This is a genomic window from Streptomyces sp. ISL-87 (assembly GCF_018614095.1).
In the GTDB taxonomy this organism is placed as follows: Bacteria; Actinomycetota; Actinomycetes; order Streptomycetales; family Streptomycetaceae; genus Streptomyces.
The window spans coordinates 26,703-47,796 of the sequence record NZ_JAGGOY010000047.1 but is presented as its reverse complement, the minus strand read 5'-3'; the positions used below and the strand labels follow the sequence as shown (position 1 = coordinate 47,796).

Below are 21,094 nucleotides of genomic sequence, written 5' to 3'. Positions count from 1 at the left end.
GAGGCGACAAGGGAGGGGCCCTTCTGTCAAACATGGTGCCCGCTCGCGCGAGCTACCAGGTCAGAGCACGAAATTACTTCGTGATCTTGGTGACCTGGCCGGCGCCCACGGTACGACCACCCTCACGGATGGCGAACTTCAGGCCCTCCTCCATGGCGACCGGCTGGATCAGCGCGACCGTCATCTCGGTGTTGTCGCCCGGCATGACCATCTCCGTGCCGGCCGGCAGGGTGACAACACCCGTGACGTCCGTGGTACGGAAGTAGAACTGCGGGCGGTAGTTGTTGAAGAACGGGGTGTGACGGCCACCCTCGTCCTTCGACAGGATGTAGGCCTGGGCCTCGAACTCGGTGTGCGGCGTGACCGAACCGGGCTTGATGATGACCTGGCCGCGCTCGACGTCCTCGCGCTTGATGCCACGGAGGAGCAGACCGACGTTCTCGCCCGCCTGGCCCTCGTCGAGCAGCTTGCGGAACATCTCGATACCGGTGACCGTGGTGGTGGTCTTGGTCTCCTTGATACCGATGATGTCGACGGTCTCGTTGACCTTCAGGACACCACGCTCGATACGACCGGTGACGACGGTGCCACGACCGGTGATGGTGAAGACGTCCTCGACGGGCATGAGGAACGGCATCTCGGTGTCACGCGGGGGGGTCGGGATGTAGTCATCCACGGCCTTCATGAGGCCGAGGAGCTTCTCGCCCCACTCCTTGTCGCCCTCGAGCGCCTTGAGCGCCGAGACCTGGACGACCGGCAGGTCGTCGCCCGGGAAGTCGTACTCGGAGAGGAGCTCACGGACCTCGAGCTCAACGAGCTCCAGGATCTCCTCGTCGTCCACCATGTCGGCCTTGTTCAGGGCGACAACGATGGAGGGAACGCCGACCTGGCGGGCCAGGAGCACGTGCTCCTTGGTCTGCGGCATCGGGCCGTCGGTGGCGGCGACCACGAGGATGGCACCGTCCATCTGTGCGGCACCGGTGATCATGTTCTTGATGTAGTCCGCGTGACCCGGGCAGTCGACGTGGGCGTAGTGACGCGCCTCGGTCTGGTACTCGACGTGCGCGATGGAGATGGTGATACCGCGCTGGCGCTCCTCAGGAGCCTTGTCGATCTGGTCGAAGGCCGAGGCCTCGTTCAGGTCCGGGTACGCGTCATGCAGCACCTTGGTAATGGCGGCCGTGAGGGTCGTCTTACCGTGGTCAATGTGACCGATGGTGCCGATGTTGACGTGCGGCTTAGTCCGCTCGAACTTCGCCTTCGCCACGGGGGTCCTCCTGGAGAGTGGTTCTGTACGCCTTACAGATCGGCGCCAGGTGATCTTTGCTGGAAAGCCGGCCGGTCCCCGGGGCAACGGGAGCGTGGCTCCTGTTGCCCCAGAGGCTGCCGGTGACAAGCCTAAAGCGTGTACTCGGAAGAGTTACTCGCCCTTGGCCTTCGCGATGATCTCCTCAGCGACGTTCCGGGGAACCTCGGCGTAGGAGTCGAACTGCATCGAGTAGCTGGCGCGACCCGAGGTCTTGCTGCGGAGGTCTCCGACGTAGCCGAACATCTCCGAAAGGGGCACGAGGCCCTTCACGACGCGAGCGCCGTGACGCTCTTCCATGGCCTGAATCTGGCCACGGCGAGAGTTGATGTCGCCGATGACATCGCCCATGTAGTCCTCGGGCGTGGTGACCTCAACGGCCATCATCGGCTCAAGGAGCACGGGGGACGCCTTGCGCGCGGCCTCCTTGAAGGCCTGCGAACCGGCGATCTTGAACGCGAGCTCGGAGGAGTCGACCTCGTGGTAGCCACCGTCGAGAAGGATGACGCGGACGCCAGTCATCTCGTAGCCGGCCAGGATGCCGAACTGCATGGCCTCCTGCGCACCCGCGTCGACCGAAGGGATGTACTCCTTCGGGATGCGGCCACCGGTGACCTTGTTCACGAACTCGTACGCCGGACCATCGGCGTCCGTGATCGGCTCGATCGCGATCTGCACCTTGGCGAACTGACCGGTACCACCGGTCTGCTTCTTGTGGGTGTAGTCGTGACGCTCGACGGCCTTGCGGATCGTCTCGCGGTAAGCGACCTGCGGCTTGCCGACGTTGGCCTCGACCTTGAACTCGCGCTTCATACGGTCGACCAGCACCTCAAGGTGCAGTTCGCCCATACCGCCGAGGATGGTCTGGCCGGTCTCCTCGTCCGAGTGAACGTGGAAGGAGGGGTCCTCCTCCGCGAGACGCTGGATGGCAACACCCAGCTTCTCCTGGTCACCCTTGGACTTGGGCTCAATGGCGACCTGGATGACCGGAGCCGGGAAGTCCATGGACTCCAGGATCACGGGCTGCTTGTCGTCACACAGCGTCTCACCGGTGGTGGTCTGCTTCAGGCCCATGACGGCGACGATGTCACCGGCGCCCACCGCGGCGATCTCTTCACGCTTGTTGGCGTGCATGCGGTAGATCTTGCCGATGCGCTCCTTCTTGCCCTTGACGGAGTTCAGCACCGCAGTGCCGGCCTCCAGGCGGCCCGAGTAAACCCGGACGAAGGTGAGCTTGCCGAGGTGCGGGTCGCTCATGATCTTGAACGCCAGCGCCGCGAGCGGCTCCTCGTCGGAAGGCTTGCGCTTCACGACGACCTCGGCGTCCTTGACGTCGTGGCCCTCAATGGCCTCGATGTCCAGGGGCGACGGCAGGTAGCGGACGACAGCGTCGAGCAGGGGCTGAACGCCCTTGTTCTTGAACGCCGTACCACAGAACACCGCGGTGATCGTGGGCTCGCCCTTGCCCTTGCCGGAGTTCAGGATGATGCGACGGACGGCGGCGTGCAGCTGCTCCACGGACGGCTCGTCGCCGTTCAGGAAGAGCTCCATGATCTCGTCGTCGTTCTCGGCAACGGTCTCGACCAGCTTGCCGCGCCACTCTTCAGCGGCCTCGGTGTGCGTGGCCGGGATGTCGACGATGTCGTACATCTCGCCCTTGGTCGCCTCGGCGGACCAGACGAACGCCTTCATGGTGACCAGGTCGACAACGCCCTGGAAGTCCATCTCGGCACCGATGGGGAGCTGCATGACGATCGGAACCGCACCGAGGCGGTCCTTGATCATGTCGACGCAGCGGTGGAACTCGGCGCCGGTACGGTCGAGCTTGTTGACGAAGCAGATGCGCGGCACGCCGTAGCGGTCCGCCTGACGCCAAACAGTCTCGGACTGCGGCTCCACACCGGCGACACCGTCGAACACGGTGACGGCACCGTCGAGGACGCGGAGCGAACGCTCCACCTCGACCGTGAAGTCAACGTGACCCGGGGTGTCGATGATGTTGATGGTGTGGTCGACGTCCTCGAGCGGCCAGTGGCAGGTCGTCGCGGCGGACGTGATCGTGATGCCGCGCTCCTGCTCCTGCTCCATCCAGTCCATCGTGGCAGCGCCGTCGTGGACTTCACCGATCTTGTAAGACACACCGGTGTAGAACAGGATCCGCTCGGTGGTGGTCGTCTTGCCCGCGTCGATGTGAGCCATGATGCCGATGTTGCGCACCTTGGCCAGGTCAAGCGAAGTGGTAGCCATAAGGCTTCGGTCTTCTCTCGGTCTCGATGTGGGGTTGGACTACCAGCGGTAGTGCGCGAAGGCCTTGTTGGACTCGGCCATCTTGTGCGTGTCCTCGCGCTTCTTGACGGCAGCGCCAAGACCGTTGGAGGCGTCGAGCAGCTCGTTCATGAGGCGCTCGGTCATGGTCTTCTCGCGGCGGGCGCGGGAGTAACCCACGAGCCAGCGCAGCGCGAGGGTCGACTGGCGACCCGGCTTGACCTCAACCGGCACCTGGTAGGTCGCGCCACCGACACGGCGGGACTTGACCTCGAGGGACGGCTTGACGTTCTCGAGCGCGCGCTTCAGCGTGATGACCGGGTCGTTGCCGGTCTTCTCGCGGAGGCCTTCCATGGCGCCGTAAACGATGCGCTCAGCGGTGGAGCGCTTGCCGTTCAGGAGGATCTTGTTGATGAGCGAGGTCACCAGAGGAGATGCGTAGACCGGGTCGATGATGACCGGGCGCTTCGGGGCGGGGCCCTTACGAGGCATTCTTACTTCTCCTTCTTGGCGCCGTAGCGGCTGCGGGCCTGCTTGCGGTTCTTGACAGCCTGGGTGTCAAGCGCACCGCGGATGATCTTGTAACGAACACCCGGCAGGTCCTTCACACGGCCACCACGCACGAGCACGATCGAGTGCTCCTGCAGGTTGTGTCCCTCACCCGGAATGTAAGCGGTGACCTCGATGCCAGAGGTCAGACGCACACGCGCGACCTTACGCAGCGCCGAGTTCGGCTTCTTCGGGGTGGTCGTGAACACACGCGTGCAGACGCCGCGACGCTGGGGCGAAGCCTCAAGCGCGGGGGTCTTTGTCTTCTCGACCTTGTCCTGCCGGCCCTTACGGACCAGCTGCTGGATCGTAGGCACTACTTCTCCGGTTTCTGTGTGCCGTGTAGTGAAGCTAACCTGGAACATTTGCCGACCCACGCGGTCGGGTGTGTCGGATCCGGCGGACCTCCGCGCAAGCACGGAAACGCATGGATCGCGGTGGCCGATGCGGCTCTAGTGCGGTTGATGGACACGCACGGGAGCCCAGGCACACCCCAGGCACAAGGTCTGAGCGTACCTACCGCATCCACTCCGGTCAAAACAAAAGCCCTGCCACGGCAACCACCACCGATGCGCGGCGGAGCCGCAGGCCAGGCGCCGCAGGGCCGAAGGGCGGTCCGACGCCCCTCGGCCACCCCGGAGCGGCAGCGCGGATGTGCGGAAGTCGCTCACATGTGGTACGGACACCAGCGCGACCGACACTCCGCGACCCCCGGCCTGGCGCCTCGGAGCACTACACTGCCTCAGCAATTCGGCCCAAACTGCACGAGCATCGGGGAGCGGGACATTGGGGACGGTCGCTTCTGGCACCTCGGAGACCTCTGGCGCCTCGGGCGGCTCTGGCAGCTCGGGCGGCTCTGGCGCATCGGGCGGCTCTGGCAGCCCCGGCCCCTCCGACACCTCGGAGCCGGTGACGGACAGCCCGCCCGCCCCCGCCGGGCGCCGGCCCTCCCGCCTCTACGGGCCCCTGCTCGCCTTCCTCATCACCTCGGGCGCCTTCTGCGCGGCCTGGGTGGCCCGCGGCACGTTCCCCTTCGGCGACACCGGCCGGGCCGTCAACGACCAGGCCAACCAGTACGTGCCCTTCCACCGCGCCCTGTGGGACCTGGTCCACGGCCAGGCCGCCGGCGACCTGCTCTTCACCTGGCGGGGCGGCTTCGGCCAGCAGTTCCTGTCCGACTACTACACGTACCTCGGCAACCCCTTCTCCTGGCTGGCCGTGCTGGTCCCGCGCGCCCACGTGGACCTCGCCGTCTTCGCGCTCACCCCGGTCACGATGGGCACCGCCGCCGCCCTCATGACGGTGTACCTCGGCAAGCTGCAACCCGGCCCCTGGTGGCAGCGCGGCGTCCTCGGCGCCTGCTACGGCCTGTGCGGCTGGGCGCTCAGCGACGCCTCGTACATCCCCATGTGGCTGTGGGGCCTGGTCGCCCTCCCCCTGCTCGGCATCGCCGTCGAGTGGTGCCTGGAGGGCCGCCGCTGGCCGGGCGCGGCGCTGTTCGTGGCGCTCGCCTGGTACGGGAACTTCTACACCGCGATGATGGCCACGATGGCCGCCTGCGTGCTGCTCGGGATCCGCCTGGCGACCCGGGACATGACCGGCCCGGAGCGCCTGCGCGCACTCTGGCGGGCCTCGACGGCCGCCGTGACGGGGGTCCTGCTCACCCTGCCCCTCCTCCTGCCGTCGTTCCTGTCCAGCGGGGCCGCCCAGCCGACCAAGGCCGCCGCCTTCGACCCGGTGCGGCTGGATGTCTTCCTCGCCGGGATGCTCCCCGCCACCCACCTGTGGGGCGGCCGGCCGCGGCTGTACGTGGCCTCGCTGGGGCTGATCCTGGCCGGCTCCTTCGTCTTCAACACGGCGATCGCGCGGAAGACCCGGCTGGTGTGGGCGGCGGCGACGCTGCTGGTGGCCGCCTCGTTCCAGTTCCCGCCGACCCAGTACCTGTGGCACGGGCTCGCCGTCCCCAACGGCAATCCGTACCGCGAGGCCTTCGTGTTCAGCGGCATGGTGGTGATCCTCGCCTGGCTGGCGCTGGCCAACCGGCCGCGCCCGCTCCACCTCGCGCTCACGGCGGGGCTCCTGCTCGCGGCCACCTTCGCGCTCCGCCACACCGACGACTTCGGCGGCTGGACCTGGCCCGCCGTCCTCGGCGGCGGCGCGGTCTCCCTCCTGGCCCTGCTCCTGCTCTCCCTGGCCGGCAAGCACCGGGCGCTGGTCCCCGTAGCGGCCGTGCTCATGGTGGGAGTGGTCTTCGCCGAGTCCACCGCCGCCGCGGCCAACGCGGACGCCCGGCGGGCCCGGGAACGCTGGGCGCAGCCTGCCGTCACCTCGAACCAGTCGATCACCCGCCACTTCGAAGCGGTCCGAGGCGTGGACGGCTGGCCCGCATACCGGACGGACTCGGGCGCGCCGCAGACCTCGTACAACGACGCCCTGGCCCTGCGCGCGGAGGGCCCGCAGTACTACAGCAGCTACCTGCCGCAGGCCACGTACCAGGCCCTGGAGCCCCTCGGCTACGGCTACAAGAACGACGGCCGGACCTTCTTCGGCGCCGACAACCCGGTCCTGGACGCCCTCTTCTCGATCGGCGCCCGGGTCCGCCCGGGGACCGCCCCGAACAGCTGGACCACCTCCCGCTTCCCCGCCCCACCCCTGGTCACGGTCCGCTCGCAGCCCTTCACCTCCCCCAACCCGGCCGCCAGCGTCTACGCCCGCCAGGAGAACGCCCTGGGCGCCACCGTCTACCAGGTCCCGCGGGTCACCCGCGGGGGCACCGCCACCGAGCAGGCCTACGGGGCCCGGTGCACGCCCGGCTCCGAGGCGTACTGGTACTCCCCCGCCCTCTACGGCACGGCCCTCTCCGCCGGCACCCGGCACCGCCTGGAGGACCGCATGACGGGCGTCCTGAAGCTGGGCCCCGTCCCCGCCTCGGGCAGGGTCGACGTCACCGTCAGGACCAAGAGCCGCGGCCACGCCCCCGACCACCCCATCGGCTGCCTGGACCGCACGAAGCTCGACGCGCAGATCGCCCACCTCACCGCCACCGGAGCCACCTCCGTCAGGGCAGGCGGCCACACCATCGAGGCCACCCTCCCCCGCGGCGCCACGGGCACCGCGGTCTTCGCCATGACGGACATCCCCGGCTGGCACTGCTCGGCCCCGCTGCGCGGCTTCCACGGCCTGGTCGCCATGGACATCCCCTCCGACGGCGGCACCCTCACCTGCACCTTCACCCCGAAGGGCCTCACCCCGGGCCTCGCGGCCGCCACCCTCGCCCTCCTGGCCCTCGCCTCGGCCACGGCCAGGTCCTTGGCCACCGCCCTGCGCCGCCGCCGGCGCGCCTGACGACCCGTACCGCAGGCCAGGGGCGTGGCCCGGGCCACTCAGAACACGAAGAAGCCCCCCGCCGCTCCTCTCGGAGCTGCGGGGGGCTTCCTCTTACGAGCTTTAGCCGTTGTACGGGCCGTAGTCGTAGTCCTCCAGCGGGACAGCCTGGCCGGAGCCGGTGCCGAAGGGCGAGTAGTCGATGTCGTCGTAGCCGACGGCCGAGTACATCGCGGCCTTGGCTTCCTCGGTCGGCTCGACCCGGATGTTGCGGTAGCGGGCGAGGCCCGTACCGGCCGGGATGAGCTTACCGATGATGACGTTCTCCTTGAGGCCGATCAGGGAGTCCGACTTGGCGTTGATCGCCGCGTCGGTCAGGACCCTGGTCGTCTCCTGGAAGGACGCCGCCGACAGCCACGACTCGGTGGCCAGCGAGGCCTTGGTGATACCCATCAGCTGCGGACGGCCGGAGGCGGGGTGACCGCCCTCGGTGACCACACGACGGTTCTCGGTCTCGAACTTCGAGCGCTCGACGAGCTCGCCCGGCAGGAGCTCCGCGTCGCCGGACTCGATGATCGTCACGCGGCGCAGCATCTGCCGGATGATGATCTCGATGTGCTTGTCGTGGATCGACACGCCCTGCGAGTTGTAGACCTTCTGGACTTCGCCGACCAGGTGGACCTGGACCGCACGCTGGCCGAGGATGCGCAGCACGTCGTGCGGGTTGGTGGCACCCATGGTGAGCTTCTGGCCCACCTCGACGTGGTCGCCCTCGTGCACGATGACCTTGGCGCGCTTGGAGATCGGGAACGCCGTCTCCTCGCTGCCGTCGTCGGGCGTGATGACGATCTTCTTCGTCTTCTCGGTCTCCTCGATCCGCACGCGGCCGGCGGCCTCGGAGATCGGGGCGACACCCTTCGGGGTACGGGCCTCGAAGAGCTCGACGACACGCGGCAGACCCTGCGTGATGTCGTCACCGGCCACACCACCGGTGTGGAAGGTACGCATCGTCAGCTGGGTACCGGGCTCACCGATGGACTGGGCGGCGATGATGCCGACCGCCTCACCGATGTCGACCAGCTTGCCGGTGGCCAGGGAGCGGCCGTAGCAGAAGGCACAGGTGCCGACCGCGGACTCACAGGTCAGGACCGAGCGGGTCTTGACCTCCTCGACGCCGTTCGCGATGAGGGCGTCGATGAGCACGTCACCGAGGTCCACGTTGGCCGGCGCGATGACCTTGCCGTCGATGACGACGTCCTCGGCCAGCATGCGGGCGTAGATGGAGGTCTCGACGTCGTCAGCCTTGCGCAGAACGCCGGCCTCGTCCTTGACACCGATCTTCAGCTTCAGGCCGCGCTCGGTACCGCAGTCCTCCTCGCGGATGATCACGTCCTGCGAGACGTCCACCAGACGACGGGTCAGGTAACCCGAGTCGGCGGTACGCAGGGCGGTGTCCGCCAGACCCTTACGGGCACCGTGCGTGGAGATGAAGTACTCCAGAACGGTGAGGCCCTCACGGAAGGACGCCTTGATCGGACGCGGGATGGTCTCGTTCTTCGCGTTCGACACCAGACCACGCATACCGGCGATCTGTCGCATCTGCATCATGTTTCCTCGGGCACCCGAGTCAACCATCATGAAGATGGGGTTCGTCTTGGGGAAGTTCGCGTTCATCGCCTCGGCAACCTCATTGGTCGCCTTGGTCCAGATCGCGATGAGCTCCTGCGTGCGCTCGTCCTTGGTGATCAGACCGCGCTCGTACTGCTTCTGGACCTTCTCGTCCATCGCCTCGTAGCCCGCGACGATGGCCTTCTTGGCCTCGGGCACGACGACGTCGGAGATGGCCACGGTGACGCCCGAACGGGTCGCCCAGTGGAAGCCGGCCGCCTTCAGGTTGTCGAGCGTCGCCGCCACGATGACCTTGGGGTAGCGCTCCGCCAGGTCGTTGACGATCTCGGAGAGCTGCTTCTTGCCCACCGAGTAGTCGACGAACGGGTAGTCCTCGGGCAGCAGCTCGTTGAAGAGCGCACGACCCAGCGTGGTCTTCAGACGGAAGCTGTCGCCCGGCTGGAACTCTCGCTCCCCGACGCCGTCGTCCCCACTCTCGGCGACCGGCGGCACCCAGCCACGCGGCGGGATGGTGCCCACCGGGAAGCGGATGTCGACGGACGACTGCAGCGCGAGCTCGCCGGCGTCGAACGCCATGATCGCCTCGGCCGTGGAGCCGAACGCACGGCCCTCGCCCTTGACGTCGCGGAGCTCACCGTCGGTGGTCAGGAAGAACAGACCGAGGACCATGTCCTGGGTCGGCATCGTGACCGGACGGCCGTCGGCGGGCTTGAGGATGTTGTTCGAGGACAGCATCAGGATGCGGGCCTCGGCCTGCGCCTCTGCCGAAAGCGGCAGGTGCACGGCCATCTGGTCACCGTCGAAGTCCGCGTTGAACGCGGTGCAGACGAGCGGGTGGATCTGGATGGCCTTGCCTTCGACCAGCTGGGGCTCGAAGGCCTGGATGCCGAGGCGGTGCAGCGTGGGCGCACGGTTCAGCAGAACCGGGTGCTCGGCGATGACCTCTTCGAGCACGTCGTAGACGACCGTGCGGCCGCGCTCGACCATCCGCTTGGCGCTCTTGATGTTCTGCGCGTGGTTCAGGTCGACCAGGCGCTTCATCACGAACGGCTTGAAGAGCTCCAGCGCCATGGCCTTGGGCAGACCACACTGGTGCAGCTTCAGCTGCGGACCGACGACGATCACGGAACGCGCGGAGTAGTCCACACGCTTACCGAGAAGGTTCTGACGGAATCGACCCTGCTTACCCTTCAGCATGTCGCTGAGGGACTTCAGCGGACGGTTGCCGGGGCCCGTGACCGGGCGACCACGACGGCCGTTGTCGAAGAGGGCGTCGACCGCCTCCTGGAGCATCCGCTTCTCGTTGTTCACGATGATCTCGGGGGCACCGAGGTCGAGCAGACGCTTCAGACGGTTGTTGCGGTTGATCACGCGGCGGTACAGGTCGTTCAGGTCGGAGGTCGCGAAGCGGCCACCGTCCAGCTGCACCATCGGACGCAGGTCCGGCGGGATCACCGGCACGCAGTCCAGAACCATGCCCTTGGGCTTGTTGCTGGTCTGCAGGAACGCGGAGACGACCTTGAGGCGCTTGAGCGCACGGGTCTTCTTCTGGCCCTTGCCGGTACGGATGATCTCGCGGAGGCGCTCGGCCTCCTCCTCGAGGTCGAAGGACTCCAGGCGCTTCTGCAGCGCCGCGGCACCCATGCAACCGTCGAAGTACGTACCGAAGCGGTCGCGCAGCTCGCGGTAGAGCAGCTCGTCGCCCTCGAGGTCCTGGACCTTGAGGTTCTTGAAGCGCGCCCAGACCTCGTCGAGGCGGTCGATCTCGCGCTGGGCGCGGTCACGGAGCTGCTTCATCTCGCGCTCGGCACCTTCGCGCACCTTGCGGCGTACGTCGGCCTTCGCGCCCTCGGCCTCAAGCTCGGCCAGGTCGGTCTCGAGCTTCTTTGCACGGCCTTCGAGGTCCGCGTCACGGCGGTTCTCGATCTGCTGGCGCTCGACGGAGACGTGCGCCTCCAGCGACGGGAGGTCGCGGGTGCGGCGCTCGTCGTCCACGAACGTGATCATGTACGCGGCGAAGTAGATGACCTTCTCGAGGTCCTTCGGCGCGAGGTCCAGCAGGTAGCCGAGGCGCGACGGGACGCCCTTGAAGTACCAGATGTGGGTAACGGGAGCGGCAAGCTCGATGTGGCCCATCCGCTCACGACGCACCTTGGCGCGCGTGACCTCGACGCCACAGCGCTCGCAGATGATGCCCTTGAAGCGGACACGCTTGTACTTACCGCAGTAGCACTCCCAGTCCCGGGTCGGACCGAAGATCTTCTCGCAGAAGAGTCCGTCCTTCTCGGGCTTGAGGGTGCGGTAGTTGATGGTCTCCGGCTTCTTGACCTCGCCGTGCGACCAGGTTCGGATGTCGTCCGCGGTGGCAAGGCCGATCCGCAGCTCGTCGAAGAAGTTGACGTCGAGCACTGTGCGTCAATCCCTCTTTCGGGGTCGAGTCTCAATCATGGTCTGAACGGTCCCGGGGATGACGGGGGGCTCTTGAGCGAGCCCCCCGCCAGGCCCGTCAGACCTCTTCGACGCTGCTCGGCTCACGCCGGGACAGGTCGATACCGAGCTCCTCCGCCGCGCGGAAGACGTCCTCGTCGGTGTCGCGCATCTCGATGGACATGCCGTCCGAGGACAGCACCTCCACGTTGAGGCAGAGCGACTGCATTTCCTTGATGAGCACCTTGAAGGACTCGGGAATGCCCGGCTCAGGGATGTTCTCGCCCTTGACGATGGCCTCGTAGACCTTCACGCGGCCGGTGACGTCATCGGACTTGATGGTCAGCAGCTCCTGGAGGGCGTAAGCGGCGCCATAAGCCTCAAGCGCCCACACCTCCATCTCACCGAAGCGCTGGCCACCGAACTGCGCCTTACCACCCAGCGGCTGCTGCGTGATCATCGAGTACGGACCGGTCGACCGAGCGTGGAGCTTGTCGTCGACCAGGTGGTGGAGCTTCAGGATGTACATGTACCCGATCGAGATCGGGTCCGGGAACGGCTCGCCGGAGCGGCCGTCGAACAGACGCGCCTTGCCGGACGGGAGGACCAGGCGGTCACCGTCGCGGTTCGGGATGGTGTGCTCGAAGAGGCCGGCGAGCTCATCCTCGCGCGCACCGTCGAACACGGGGGTGGCGACGTTGGTACCGGGCGCGACCTTGTCGGCGCCGATGACCTTCAGCCGCTCGGCCCATTCCTCGCCGAGGCCGGAGACGTCCCAGCCGCGGCTGGCGAGCCAGCCGAGGTGGATCTCCAGGACCTGTCCCGGGTTCATTCGGGACGGGACACCCAGCGGGTTCAGGATGATGTCGACCGGCGTGCCGTCCTCAAGGAAGGGCATGTCCTCGATCGGAAGGATCTTGGAGATGACACCCTTGTTGCCGTGGCGGCCGGCGAGCTTGTCACCGTCGGTGATCTTGCGCTTCTGGGCGACGTAGACGCGGACCAGCTGGTTCACGCCCGGAGGAAGCTCGTCGCCCTCCTCGCGGTCGAAGACGCGGACACCGATGACCTTGCCGATCTCACCGTGAGGAACCTTGAGCGAGGTGTCACGCACCTCGCGGGCCTTCTCACCGAAGATCGCGCGGAGCAGGCGCTCCTCCGGGGTCAGCTCGGTCTCACCCTTGGGCGTGACCTTGCCGACCAAGACGTCGCCGGCGACGACGTCCGCACCGATGCGGATGATGCCGCGCTCGTCGAGGTCCGCGAGGACCTCCTCGGAGACGTTCGGGATGTCCCGGGTGATCTCCTCGGGGCCGAGCTTGGTGTCACGGGCGTCGACCTCGTGCTCCTCGATGTGGATCGAGGAGAGGACGTCGTCCTGCACGAGGCGCTGCGACAGGATGATCGCGTCCTCGTAGTTGTGACCTTCCCACGGCATAAACGCGACGAGCAGGTTCTTGCCGAGGGCCATCTCGCCCTCTTCGGTCGCCGGTCCGTCGGCGAGGACCTGGGACTCGACGATCCGGTCACCCTCGTTGACGATGACCTTCTGGTTGACCGAGGTGCCCTGGTTCGAGCGGGAGAACTTGGCGACGCGGTACGTGGTGTACGTGCCGTCGTCGTTGGCGACGGTGACGTAGTCGGCCGAGACCTCCTGGACGACACCGTCCTTCTCCGCACGGATCGAGTCACCGGCGTCGACCGCACAGCGGTACTCCATGCCGGTGCCGACGAGCGGGGCCTCCGCCTTGATGAGCGGAACGGCCTGGCGCATCATGTTCGCGCCCATGAGGGCACGGTTGGCGTCGTCGTGCTCCAGGAAGGGGATCATCGCGGTCGCGACGGACACCATCTGGCGCGGGGAGACGTCCATGTAGTCGACGTCGTCGCCGGCGATGTAGTCGATCTCGCCGCCACGACGGCGGACCAGTACGCGGTTCTCGGTGAAGCGCATGTCGTCGGACAGGCCGGCGTTGGCCTGGGCGATGACGAAGCGGTCTTCCTCGTCGGCGGTCAGGTAGTCGACCTCGTCGGTGACGACACCGTCGATGACCTTGCGGTACGGGGTCTCGACGAAGCCGAACGCGTTGACGCGGCCGTAGGAGGCGAGCGAGCCGATCAGACCGATGTTCGGGCCTTCAGGGGTCTCGATCGGGCACATGCGGCCGTAGTGCGACGGGTGAACGTCACGGACCTCGAAGCCGGCCCGCTCACGGGACAGACCGCCGGGGCCCAGCGCCGAAAGGCGGCGCTTGTGGGTCAGACCCGACAGCGGGTTGTTCTGGTCCATGAACTGCGACAGCTGGCTGGTGCCGAAGAACTCCTTGATGGAGGCGACGACCGGCCGGATGTTGATCAGGGTCTGCGGCGTGATGGCCTCGACGTCCTGAGTCGTCATGCGCTCGCGGACGACGCGCTCCATACGAGCCAGACCCGTGCGGACCTGGTTCTGGATGAGCTCGCCGACGTTGCGCAGACGACGGTTGCCGAAGTGGTCGATGTCATCGGTCTCGACCACGATCGAACGGCCGGACTCGCCGGTCGTCTCGGTCTCGCCGGCGTGCAGCTTGACCAGGTACTTGATCGTCGCGATGACGTCGTCGGTGGTGAGCACGCCGGCGTCGAGCGGCTCGTCGGCGCCGAGCTTCTTGTTCACCTTGTAGCGGCCGACCTTGGCGAGGTCGTAGCGCTTCGGGTTGAAGTAGAGGTTCTCGAGCAGCGTCTGAGCGGCCTCGCGGGTCGGCGGCTCGCCCGGGCGCAGCTTGCGGTAGATGTCGAGCAGCGCGTCGTCCTGGCCCTGGGTGTGGTCCTTCTCCAGGGTGGCGCGCATGGACTCGTACTCGCCGAACTCCTCGAGGATCTGCTCGGTGGTCCAGCCGAGAGCCTTCAGGAGAACGGTGACGGACTGCTTGCGCTTGCGGTCGATGCGGACACCGACCATGTCGCGCTTGTCGATCTCCATCTCCAGCCAGGCACCCCGGGACGGGATGATCTTGGCGGCGAAGATGTCCTTGTCGGACGTCTTGTCGATGGAGGAGTCGAAGTAGACACCAGGGGAGCGGACAAGCTGCGACACGACGACACGCTCGGTGCCGTTGATGACGAAGGTGCCCTTGTTGGTCATGAGCGGGAAATCGCCCATGAAGACCGTCTGAGACTTGATCTCTCCGGTCTCGTTGTTCGTAAACTCGGCGGTGACGAACAGCGGCGCCGCGAACGTGAAGTCGCGGTCCTTGCACTCGTCGACCGAGTTCTTCGCCGGCTCGAAACGGTGGTCGCGGAACGTCAGCGACATCGACCCGGAGAAGTCCTCGATCGGCGAGATCTCCTCGAAGATCTCTTCCAGACCGGACTTGGTGGGGACGTCCTGTCCACTCTCAAGCGCCGACTCGACGCGAGACTTCCAGGCAGCATTGCCGAGAAGCCAGTCAAAGCTCTCGGTCTGCAGCGCCAGGAGGTTCGGAACCTCGAGGGGCTCCTTGATCTTTGCAAAGGAGATGCGCAGCGGGGCAGTGCTGGCACCGGTGTTCGTATTGGTCGAGGCGTTGCGCGAGGCGGCCAAGAGGGGGTCCTTCCGAGGGCTCGGACTCACTACGCGCGTACCGGTCCCAGCCGACACAGAAGACAGGCGCTCCCGATCTGGTCAAAAAGTCCAGGTCGGGGCGGATCAATCAAGTGTGCTCAAGCGTGGGCATGTCCCTGGCGACGGGCAGGGGACAGCTAACAGGCAGCGCAAAGGGTCAGTGTAGCCACTTGGCTCACTGATGTCCAGACCAGGTTTCCGGAAACCGGCAACAGGCCTTCCCCAGTCGTTTAAAACCCAACCCTGCATCCAACGCTGTCCAACGCTGCGGCCCTCGTGCTGCGGTCCTCGCACACAGAGCGCGTATCAGTACTGCCCTCTTCGTAGTCGTTCCATGCCTCGGATCTCCCGATCCGAGCCTCGGATCCCGGACCGCCCGGGGGCGATCTCACGACGGGTCTGAGAATTGCGCGCCGCGTGCCGTTCGTCAAGGCCCCCTGCTCCGAGCGGATCATCTCCAGACCCAGCTTCGGGACAACGAAGATCACCCTACTCCCCAACGAGACCAGGGCAAGTCAGGCACTCCGGGTACGCCAAAGGGCGACCACCCTTACGGGTGATCGCCCTTCGAAGAGGCCTCAGAGAGCCTCAGAGGTGTTACTTGACCTCGACGCCAGCGCCAGCGGCCTTGAGGGCCTCGGCAGCCTTGTCAGCGGCCTCCTTGGCGACCTTCTCGAGGACCGGCTTCGGGGCGCCGTCCACGAGGTCCTTGGCCTCCTTGAGGCCCAGGGAGGTCAGCTCACGCACGACCTTGATGACCTGGATCTTCTTGTCGCCGGCACCGGTGAGGATGACGTCGAACTCGTCCTGCTCCTCAGCGGCCTCGGGGGCGGCGCCGCCACCGACGGGGCCCGCAACGGCGACGGCCGCGGCGGCGGTGACGTCGAACTTGTCCTCGAACGCCTTCACGAACTCGGAGAGCTCGATGAGGGTCATCTCCTCGAACTGGGCGAGGAGGTCGTCCTGAGAGAGCTTCGCCATGATGGGCGATCCTTCCACTAAATCGGCAGGTGCCGGATGTATATAGAGGCGGGCGTAACGGCCCGCTACGACCCACGCACTAGGCGGCGTGGATCAATGCGCGAGCCGAATTACTCGGCACCGCCCTGCTCGGCGAGCTTGACGCGAAGCGCTTCCGCGGTGCGGACGAACTTCGACGGCAGCGCCTGGAAGAGCGAGGCAGCCTGAGACTGCTTGCCCTTGAACGCGCCGGCCAGCTTGCTGAGCAGAACCTCGCGGGACTCGAGGTCCGCAAGCTTCTTGATCTCATCGGCGGTGAGCGCCTTACCATCAAGGACACCCGCCTTGATGATGAGGTTCGGGTTGTCCTTGGCGAAGTCACGCAGGCTCTTCGCCGACTCCACCGGGTCACCGGTGATGAAGGCGACCGCGGTCGGACCAGCGAAGTGCTCGTCCAGCGCGGTGATCCCGGCCTGGTTGGCCGCAATCTTGGTCAGCGTGTTCTTCACCACGGCGTACTGGGCGTTCTCACCGAGAGAGCGACGCAGCGTCTTGAGCTGCGCCACGGTGAGACCCCGGTACTCGGTCAGCACGGCGGCGTTCGAGCTCTGGAACGCGTCCGTGAGCTCGGCTACCGCGGCAGCCTTGTTGGGCGTCGGCATAGTGCGTCGGCCTCCTTCCGGGTGATGAGGACCGCTCAGAAGGGGCTGACATACAAAACGCCCCGGCGCAGGCGCCAGGGCGTAGCTCAACCGGATGAAATCCGGGAACTTTCCACAGTCACCTACGCGGGTCGTCCGTAGTCAGCGGATCCTTCGGCCACCGCACCCTCGCGGGCACGGCAACGACCAGCGGTCTTTGGCTTCTGGGGAAGAGTACGTGAACGTCGCCGCATCAGGCAAATCGGTCAGTCGGGGCGGGCCGGTCAGGCTCCCGCGCCGCCGTCCTTGAGCTTGCCCAGCATCCCGAAGAGGTCGAAGGTCTCGTCGTCCGCCGGGGTCTCCACGGTGGCCGCCGCGCCGTAGTCCGAGTAGGAGGCGTCCATGGTCATGGCGCCCTGGGGGGTGTCCATGCCCACCTTCATACGGACCGGGTAGCCGTCCTTGTTGACCCAGACGTCCATGTCGTAGCCCTTGATGCCGGACTTCTTCATGTTGTCGGCCAGCTGCTTGCGCTCGTCCTCCGGCATGAGCTTGGCGGACTCGTTGGCGGCGAGTACCTGCTCGAAGGTCAGGGTGCCCCGGTAGTGGTCGGCGTCCACGCCCTCGGCCTTCTCGGAACCCACCTGCTTCAGGTTCGGCGAGTCGAGCAGGAGGGCGAGCTGCTTGGCCGGGTCCTGGCTCTGGTTCATGCCGCTCAGACCGTTCATGCCGCCGAGGCCGTTCTTGCCCTCGGCGCCGGCCGCCTCCATGGCCGCGTTGAGGTCCAGCTTCATCCAGCGCTTGCCGTCCATGTCCGCGGCGTTCTCGGCGCCCATGTCCATGTACATGACGTTCTTGGACATGATCGCGCGCATGGACTCGGGCGTCCCGGGCACCGCCGACTTGGAGAACTGGCCCTTCACCGTGACGTCCATGACGGCCGGGTCCCAGCCCTGCACACCGGTCATCTCCACGGTGCCGCCGTCGAGCGCGGAGGGCTCCTTGATCGTCATGCGGACTTTGACCGATTTCGCGGCCGAGGTCTTCTTGTAGGCCGCCGTGAGCGCCTCCGCGGCCTTGCCGTCCGCCACGGGCCGGGCCGGCTCCGCGGACGCCCCCGCGGCCTTGCCCGCGCCGTCCTTCTTGCCGCTCTCGTCCTTCTTGCCGCTCTCGCATGCCGTGGCCCCACCCACGAGCAGTACGGCCGCCAGCGCGGCACCGACGGTCTTCTTCTTGTACGTGATCATGGATCCCCACCCCTTTGGTAATCGATCGCAAACGGGCCCCTCGCCACCCTGTGAAGGGGGCGAGGGGCCCGTTCAGCCACTCAGTGAGCCATCAGGCTCAGACAGCAGCCGGGTCTTCCTCGACGAGGAGGTTCCGGGTGCGGTTGGAGTCCAGCTGGATGCCGGGACCCATCGTGGTGCTCAGGGCGGCCTTCTTGATGTAGCGGCCCTTCGCGGCGGACGGCTTCAGACGGAGGATCTCGTCCAGGGCCGCGCCGTAGTTCTCGACCAGCTTCTCATCGGAGAAGGAGACCTTGCCGATGATGAAGTGCAGGTTCGAGTGCTTGTCGACGCGGAACTCGATCTTGCCACCCTTGATCTCGGTGACAGCCTTCGCGACGTCCATCGTGACGGTGCCGGTCTTCGGGTTCGGCATGAGGCCACGGGGACCGAGCACGCGGCCGAGGCGGCCGACCTTGCCCATGAGGTCCGGGGTGGCCACAACGGCGTCGAACTCGTTCAGGCGGTTGCCCTTGGCGATCTCGTTGATCAGCTCGTCGTCGCCGACAATGTCGGCGCCGGCGGCTTCCGCGGCCGCAGCACGGTCACCGGTCGCGAAGACCAGGACCCGGGCGGTCTTGCCGGTGCCGTGCGGGAGGTTCACGGTGCCACGGACCATCTGGTCGGCCTTGCGCGGGTCGACACCCAGGCGGAAGGCGACCTCGACGGTGCTGTCGAACTTGGTCGCGGAGGTCTCCTTGGCGAGACGGACGGCCTCGAGCGGGGCGTACAGCTTCTCCCGGTCGATCTTGGCGTCCGCAGCGCGGAGAGTCTTGCTGCGCTTCACTTCTGCTCCTGTGTTTTGGCTTCAGGCATGGAGTCGTGGTGCGGACCAGCGCTTGGCCCTACCACTGGTGGTGCTGGGGTGGCTGGATCAGCCTTCGACGGTGACGCCCATCGAGCGCGCGGTGCCAGAGATGATCTTCATGGCGGCGTCGATGTCGTTGGCGTTCAGGTCGGGCATCTTCAGCTCGGCGATCTCGCGGACCTGGGCGCCGCTGAGCTTGGCGACCTTGGTCTTGTGCGGCTCGCCGGAGCCCTTCTCGATGCCCGCGGCCTTCAGGATGAGGCGCGCGGCCGGCGGAGTCTTGGTGATGAAGGTGAAGGAGCGGTCGTCGTAGACCGTGATCTCCACCGGCACGACCATGCCACGCTGCGACTCGGTCGCGGCGTTGTAGGCCTTGCAGAACTCCATGATGTTGACGCCGTGCTGACCGAGCGCGGGGCCGACCGGCGGAGCCGGGTTCGCCGCACCGGCCTTGATCTGGAGCTTGATAAGCCCCGTGACCTTCTTCTTCTTGGGAGGCATTGCTCTCTCCGGGTCCTAGTGAGAGTTTTTCGCCGCCAATCCAGTCATCCGGATGGAGGCATACCGCACCACGATAACGGGTATCGGAGCGGGGCTAAAAACCGAGCAGGTCAGACCGCCCTTTGCGGGGCGATCTGACCTGTCCGGAAGCTCTGGATCAGAAGATCCGATCAGATGATCTGGATCAGTTCTTCTGGATCTGGTCGAAGCTGAGCTCGACCGGGGTCTCGCGGCCGAAGATCTCGACGAGACCCTTGACCTTCTTCGAGTCCGGGTTGATCTCGTTGATGGTCGCCTGGAGCGTCGCGAACGGACCGTCGGTGACGGTGACCGAGTCGCCGACCTCGAAGTCCAGGACCTCGATGGTGCGCTTGACGGCGGGCGCGGGCAGGCCGGCCTCTTCCGCGGCGGCCTTGGCGGCCTTCTCCTGCGCCTCCGGGGCGAGCATCTTGACGATCTCGTCCAGCGTCAGCGGGTACGGGTCGTACGCGTTCCCGACGAAGCCGGTGACGCCAGGCGTGTTGCGGACGACGCCCCAGGACTCGTTCGTCAGATCCATGCGGACGAGAACGTAACCGGGCAGCTTGTTCTGCCGGACGTTCTTGCGCTCGCCGTTCTTGATCTGGACGATCTCTTCCTCGGGCACCTCGGCCTGGTAGATGAACTCCTCGACGTTCAGCGAGACGGCGCGCTGCTCCAGGTTCGCCTTCACGCGCTTCTCGTAGCCCGCGTAGGTGTGGATCACGTACCACTCGCCGGGGAGGAGGCGCAGCTCGTCGCGCAGGGCCTCGATGGGGTCGACGGGCTCGGCGGGCTCGACCGGGGCGGCCTCTTCGGCCTCCTCGTCGGTGTCGGTGTCGGCATCGGCCTCGGCGGCGGCCTCGACGTCAGCGGCCTCGGCCACCTCGTCGTCAGCAGCCTCGTCGTCGGGGGCCTCGACCTCGGCGTCGTCCTCGGCCTCAACGTCGGCGTCAGCGTCGGCGTCGTCCTGGACGTGCAGCGCGGCCTGTTCGGCGGCGACACCCGCCTTGGCGTCGGCGCGCTCGGCTTCGTCGGGGTCCACAGCGTCTGCAGCCTCGACGATGTCGAGCTCGTCCTCGACGGACTCGACGGAGTCGCGGCTCACGTTCAGGTTCGGGTCAGACACGGTGGCTGCTTCTTCCTGGATACAAAAGGTGGTCGAACATGCGAAAACGGGCGGCACCCATCAAGGCGCCGCCCTCCGCGGGGATCAGCCGAAGACGAACTTGATGGCTTCCTGGAACCCATAGTCAATCACGGTCACCAGACCGATCATGATGACGACGAAGACAATCACCACGGTGGTGTACGTCGTGAGCTGGTTGCGGGTCGGCCAGACAACCTTGCGGAGTTCCGCGACGATCTGGCGGTAGAACAGCGCGAGGCGGCCCAGAGGACCCTTCTTGCCGCGCTTGCCGCCCTTGCGGGCCTTCTTCTCGCGAGTATCGTCCTCGGCGTCAGGCATGTCGATGGAGCCCAGGGCGTCCGTCACGTCTCTCACCTGAATCCGGGTCGTGGCCGTAGCCGCGCCCGGTTGCGCCGCACGGCGTTGCATCGAAGTACGTACCTGCGCACACGTCCGAGAAGGAGTGTGGAGCAGGGCCGGAGGGACTCGAACCCCCAACCGCTGGTTTTGGAGACCAGTGCTCTACCAATTGAGCTACGACCCTTTGCGTTCCCCAACCTACCGCATCCGAGCGAGTGCACGGAGTGCTCACGCTCTGGGGCGGTCGGCGAGGACCAACGACAGGTGAGTGTACGTGTTCCAGGCCCTGACGTCGAACAGAACCCGTC

14 protein-coding genes and 1 tRNA gene are annotated in these 21,094 nt (G+C 66.5%); 1 reads left to right on the top strand and 14 read right to left on the bottom strand.

Annotated features, from left to right (window positions below):
- Positions 1-73: 73 nt before the first annotated feature.
- From tuf to rpsL, 4 genes are all read right to left on the bottom strand, one after another.
- The gene (tuf, locus tag J7I97_RS18915) at positions 74-1,267 is read right to left on the bottom strand and encodes an elongation factor Tu (protein ID WP_214936411.1); all 1,194 of its coding nucleotides are present in this window, start codon (positions 1,265-1,267) and stop codon (positions 74-76) included.
- A 153-nt stretch (positions 1,268-1,420) separates the two neighbouring features.
- Positions 1,421-3,553, bottom strand: a complete 2,133-nt coding sequence (gene fusA / locus J7I97_RS18910; RefSeq protein ID WP_214936409.1) for an elongation factor G — start codon at positions 3,551-3,553, stop codon at positions 1,421-1,423.
- Positions 3,554-3,592: 39 nt separating this feature from the next.
- Complete coding sequence (gene rpsG / locus J7I97_RS18905) at positions 3,593-4,063, bottom strand: 30S ribosomal protein S7 (protein ID WP_007265894.1); 471 nt, start codon at positions 4,061-4,063, stop codon at positions 3,593-3,595.
- A 2-nt stretch (positions 4,064-4,065) separates the two neighbouring features.
- A complete protein-coding gene (gene rpsL / locus J7I97_RS18900) occupies positions 4,066-4,437 on the bottom strand; it encodes a 30S ribosomal protein S12 (RefSeq protein WP_007265893.1) in 372 nt (123 codons plus the stop codon).
- A 592-nt stretch (positions 4,438-5,029) separates the two neighbouring features.
- Between rpsL and J7I97_RS18895 the strand changes: the two genes are divergently transcribed.
- Positions 5,030-7,465 (top strand): YfhO family protein, encoded by a 2,436-nt coding sequence (locus tag J7I97_RS18895; RefSeq protein ID WP_214936407.1) that lies wholly within the window; start codon positions 5,030-5,032, stop codon positions 7,463-7,465.
- A 102-nt stretch (positions 7,466-7,567) separates the two neighbouring features.
- Here J7I97_RS18895 and J7I97_RS18890 read toward each other — a convergent pair whose 3' ends face one another.
- The 10 genes from J7I97_RS18890 to J7I97_RS18845 form a co-directional block, all read right to left on the bottom strand.
- Complete coding sequence (locus J7I97_RS18890) at positions 7,568-11,482, bottom strand: DNA-directed RNA polymerase subunit beta' (RefSeq protein ID WP_214936405.1); 3,915 nt, start codon at positions 11,480-11,482, stop codon at positions 7,568-7,570.
- Positions 11,483-11,579: 97 nt separating this feature from the next.
- A complete protein-coding gene (gene rpoB, locus J7I97_RS18885; RefSeq protein ID WP_214936403.1) occupies positions 11,580-15,062 on the bottom strand; it encodes a DNA-directed RNA polymerase subunit beta in 3,483 nt (1,160 codons plus the stop codon).
- A gap of 618 nt (positions 15,063-15,680) precedes the next feature.
- Positions 15,681-16,064 carry a 50S ribosomal protein L7/L12 gene (gene rplL, locus J7I97_RS18880; RefSeq protein WP_214936401.1) on the bottom strand — a complete coding sequence of 128 codons (384 nt, stop codon included), beginning with the start codon at positions 16,062-16,064 and terminating at the stop codon, positions 15,681-15,683.
- 110 nt (positions 16,065-16,174) lie between these two features.
- Positions 16,175-16,705: a 50S ribosomal protein L10 gene (gene rplJ, locus J7I97_RS18875; RefSeq protein WP_214936399.1), complete on the bottom strand. Its 531-nt coding sequence runs from the start codon at positions 16,703-16,705 to the stop codon at positions 16,175-16,177.
- A 263-nt stretch (positions 16,706-16,968) separates the two neighbouring features.
- Positions 16,969-17,931 (bottom strand): hypothetical protein, encoded by a 963-nt coding sequence (locus J7I97_RS18870; RefSeq protein ID WP_214936397.1) that lies wholly within the window; start codon positions 17,929-17,931, stop codon positions 16,969-16,971.
- Positions 17,932-18,028: 97 nt separating this feature from the next.
- The gene (gene rplA / locus J7I97_RS18865; protein WP_214936395.1) at positions 18,029-18,757 is read right to left on the bottom strand and encodes a 50S ribosomal protein L1; all 729 of its coding nucleotides are present in this window, start codon (positions 18,755-18,757) and stop codon (positions 18,029-18,031) included.
- Between the two features lie 87 nt (positions 18,758-18,844).
- Positions 18,845-19,279, bottom strand: coding sequence for a 50S ribosomal protein L11 (gene rplK, locus J7I97_RS18860; protein ID WP_214936393.1), 435 nt, complete (start codon positions 19,277-19,279; stop codon positions 18,845-18,847).
- A 184-nt stretch (positions 19,280-19,463) separates the two neighbouring features.
- Positions 19,464-20,426, bottom strand: a complete 963-nt coding sequence (gene nusG, locus J7I97_RS18855) for a transcription termination/antitermination protein NusG (RefSeq protein WP_214936391.1) — start codon at positions 20,424-20,426, stop codon at positions 19,464-19,466.
- An 84-nt stretch (positions 20,427-20,510) separates the two neighbouring features.
- Complete coding sequence (secE, locus tag J7I97_RS18850; protein ID WP_030298162.1) at positions 20,511-20,792, bottom strand: preprotein translocase subunit SecE; 282 nt, start codon at positions 20,790-20,792, stop codon at positions 20,511-20,513.
- A 105-nt stretch (positions 20,793-20,897) separates the two neighbouring features.
- Positions 20,898-20,970 (bottom strand) — tRNA-Trp (locus J7I97_RS18845).
- Between the last annotated feature and the right edge of the window lie 124 nt (positions 20,971-21,094).

What these genes read in the sequence shown, in the direction of transcription:
- rplL (WP_214936401.1), bottom strand. Translation starts at nt 16,064, where the DNA reads ATGGCGAAGCTCTCTCAGGACGACCTCCTCGCCCAGTTCGAGGAGATG.
- rplK (WP_214936393.1), bottom strand. Translation starts at nt 19,279, where the DNA reads ATGCCTCCCAAGAAGAAGAAGGTCACGGGGCTTATCAAGCTCCAGATC.
- J7I97_RS18870 (WP_214936397.1), bottom strand. Translation starts at nt 17,931, where the DNA reads ATGATCACGTACAAGAAGAAGACCGTCGGTGCCGCGCTGGCGGCCGTA.
- rpsG (WP_007265894.1), bottom strand. Translation starts at nt 4,063, where the DNA reads ATGCCTCGTAAGGGCCCCGCCCCGAAGCGCCCGGTCATCATCGACCCG.
- fusA (WP_214936409.1), bottom strand. Translation starts at nt 3,553, where the DNA reads ATGGCTACCACTTCGCTTGACCTGGCCAAGGTGCGCAACATCGGCATC.
- rplJ (WP_214936399.1), bottom strand. Translation starts at nt 16,705, where the DNA reads ATGCCGACGCCCAACAAGGCTGCCGCGGTAGCCGAGCTCACGGACGCG.